This window comes from Roseibium sp. (genome assembly GCF_025698965.1).
Taxonomy (GTDB): domain Bacteria; phylum Pseudomonadota; class Alphaproteobacteria; order Rhizobiales; family Stappiaceae; genus Roseibium.
This window is the reverse complement of sequence record NZ_JAILWL010000610.1, coordinates 1-3,252: the sequence shown is the minus strand read 5'-3', so window position 1 is coordinate 3,252 and position 3,252 is coordinate 1. Positions and strand designations below refer to the sequence as shown.

Annotated in this window: 3 protein-coding genes and 1 pseudogene; all 4 read left to right on the top strand. The window is 56.0% G+C overall.

Annotated elements, in window-relative coordinates; genetic code table 11:
- Positions 1 to 227: pseudogene (locus K5905_RS30435) on the top strand (ATP-grasp family protein); the annotation flags it as partial.
- Positions 224 to 1,324, top strand: coding sequence for an HprK-related kinase B (locus K5905_RS30430; RefSeq protein ID WP_297591459.1), 1,101 nt, complete (start codon positions 224 to 226; stop codon positions 1,322 to 1,324). The pseudogene K5905_RS30435 and the gene K5905_RS30430, both read left to right, overlap by 4 nt.
- Positions 1,321 to 2,019 carry a histidine phosphatase family protein gene (locus K5905_RS30425; RefSeq protein WP_297591458.1) on the top strand — a complete coding sequence of 233 codons (699 nt, stop codon included), beginning with the start codon at positions 1,321 to 1,323 and terminating at the stop codon, positions 2,017 to 2,019. Before K5905_RS30430 ends, K5905_RS30425 begins: the two co-directional genes overlap by 4 nt.
- A 22-nt stretch (positions 2,020 to 2,041) precedes the next feature.
- On the top strand, positions 2,042 to 3,252 hold a 1,211-nt coding region (locus tag K5905_RS30420), incomplete at its 3' end, for a metallophosphoesterase (protein ID WP_297591457.1).

Below are 3,252 nucleotides of genomic sequence, written 5' to 3'. Positions count from 1 at the left end.
GCAAATACGAGCCATTTGTCCCGGACGACGATCTGATTGACCTTGCATACCGTGCACAGGCGCCTTTCGAACTCGATTTCACGACCGTTGACGTCGGCCTGACGGACGATGGCCCGATTGTTTTCGAAGTCTCCGCTTTTGGCGGCTTCAAGGGCGCGCTCGAAGGCGCATCCATCGACGCTGCAAGCCTCTATGCAAAACATGTTCTTGCAGAGGTGAAAGCATGAGCGGGTCTTGCGTTCAGGATCTCGTCAATGCACTCCGTCCGGAGCATGCGACGAGGTTTTCCGATCCTGTCTTCCTGACTGTCGGCGGCTATGTCATTGAACTCAAATGCACTTCAAGAACACTCCTCGCCGAACTGCTACGCTATTTCCAGCACGTCATTTCCGCTCCTTCCGAAGCTGACATGACTGTCCATGTGCTGGGCGATACCGAACTGCCTTTCGCGCTTAACTACGTCGACTGGAGACGCGACCCCGGAAAAACCGGACGAAAAGATGCAATCTGCAACCTGGAAGACGGCCGCATGGTTCTGAAAATCCGAACCGGTGTTCAGTTCCTGCAGGCTCCGGCGTGGGCCATCGCCTTCGGGCCAACCGAAGATTATCCAAATCAGGTCATCAATTTTGTAAACACGCAGATCCTCAATCATTTTCAAAGACAGGGCTGGGTCGCGTGTCATGCCGCCGCCGTTTGCAATGCAGACAAAGGCCTCGCCATTTCCGGTCTTTCAGGCGGCGGAAAATCCACCACCATGCTGCGGTTGATGGAAGTTGCCGGGACGCATTATGTCACCAACGACCGCCTGCTCGTCTGCAAAAGAGATAATCATGTCGATGCGCTTGGCGTTCCCAAACTCCCTCGGATCAATCCCGGCACCATTGTCACCAATGCCAGACTGGCCGGCATCATCAACGATGAGCGCGAAGAGGAATTGCGCAATATGGAGCCGGACGAACTCTGGCACCTGGAAGAAAAATACGACCTCTTCATCGACGATATTTACGGCCCAGGACGTATTTCGCTCAACACGCACCTGACCGACTTCTGGGTATTGAACTGGTTACGCGACAGCGAAGCTCCAACCGAGGTCAAGCAAGTGGAGCTGGAACGGCGCCCTGACCTGCTTTCCGCAATTATGAAAAGTCCAGGCCCGTTCTTTCAACAACGGACCGGTGTATTCTGGACGGACACGTCGCCCTTGGATACCGATGCCTACCTGCGCACCCTCACCGGCATTCAGCTCTGGGAGGTGACCGGTCAAATCGATTTTGACGCACTGTTTGACGCGGGAACCCAATTGTTGGGAAGCGCGACATGAACAACCGTTTCGCCATCCTTCTGCGTCACGGAGATTACCGTCAGAAAGCTGAAACTCCGAGTGCTCTTCAACCTTTCGGCCTGACCGAAAAAGGCGAGAGACAGGCACGGGAGGCAGGTATTGGCCTCACGCAACTGATCGATGAGAACAGCTGGAAGCTTGATCGCGAAATATTCAGCTCGCGTCAGCTGCGCGCATGGCAGACAGCTGATTTGCTCAGCAAGATCCTGACCGAACGCAGTGGCCGGTCTTTTCAGGTAACGGAAAATGAAGCGCTGGCCGAACGCAGTGTCGGAGCGTTTGCCAATCTGACCATTTCCGAAATTGAACAGATCCTGGATTCCGATCCGCGATATGCGCCTCCTCCCGGAAACTGGAAGTCGGACAGTCGCTACAGGTTGCCCGTTCAAGGTGCGGAGAGCCTGATGGAGGCTGGCCTCCGCGTTGCCGGCTTCCTGAAGGAGCGGATGGAAGCGCTCGACGGAACGTCGTCTGACACCCGGGTCTTCGTCGGCCATGGCGCATCGATACGTCATGCAGCCCATCATCTGGGAGTTCTGGAATTCGAACGGATCGCGCAACACAGCATGTTTCACGCCAAACCCGTTGTGCTGAAACTCAGTCCGACCGGAAAGTGGACCCACCACACCGGTGCCTGGAAAGAGCGCAAAGCACCGGCAACCACCCTCGACTGATATGGACGGCTACGAAATACAAATGATCAGCATGCCGCTAACCCCTCTTCTTCCACCGATCGCACCAACCGACGCCGACGGCCTTGGTTTGCCGGAAAGCTGCATCCCCTGGCCTCTCGACCATATGCTCGACACTCTCACTCCAGGCAACATCGCCCCTGACCTGATTTCCTCCCTGGCCAGGGCGAACGACCTCGGCCCCTGGGATTGGCCGGACAAGCCGATTGCTTTCATTTCCGATCTGCATGCCGATGCAGAAGGTCTCTTGCGCTCACTCGTTGCCGCAAGAGCCGTCACCCGCACGGGCAAGGGCCTGACGGATTACGAGCTGACACCCTTCGGCAAAAGCTGTCAGATTGTCATCGGTGGTGATTGCCTCGACAAAGGACCCAGCAATCTGGATCTGCTCGACGCCTTGAACAGTCTGATGAAATCCGGCGCCGATGTCGTGCTCCTGGCAGGCAATCATGACCTGCGTCTTTATCTCGGTCTGGAAGCGCTGACCGTGAAACGGAGTTCGCTGAATGCCCATATGTTCGTGCGTATGGGCAAGAAGGTCATCCCGTTGCTTAAGGAAGTCCATGACCGTTTCGTTGACGAAGCCGTTGATCTGACTGCCGTACCCGACGAGGAGACCTGCCTCCGATTGCTCCTGCCCGGCAAAAAATGGGAAAAACTCTTTCCCAAAGCCGCCTCCCGCCACTTGAGTGAAGCCGCAATCGAAAAGGAATTGCGACGGCTCAAACGCAAGGTCAGGAATTTCACGGAGCATGCCGCGGATGAAGGGTTGTCCGTCAGGCAGCTTTACGCCGCAGCGCTCAAGTGTCGTGAACTGTTTATCGGTGCCACCGGACGTTATGCCTGGTTTTTTCAGATGTTGAAGGCCATCCACCAGTCCGGTTCAATCCTGTTCGTGCACGCCGGTGTCGACGATCACATGGCAAAACAGATCGCAGAAAAGGGCGTTGCACATGTCAACCGCCGCTTTCAGAAGGAAAGCCAGGCTGAACCATTTGCCTTCTATTCCGGAACCGTTGCCAATCTTGTGCGCACCAAATACCGGGACGTCGACCATCCTCTTACAGAACAGGGCGTTGACGACCTGCATGCCGCAGGAATCAAGCTTCTGGTGCAGGGACACATCAATCGTTGCCGCGGACAGGAGCTGAAGTCGAAGCACGGGCTGCTTCATCTGGAGGCCGACATCACGCTCGACCGGCATTCCAGAAGCTC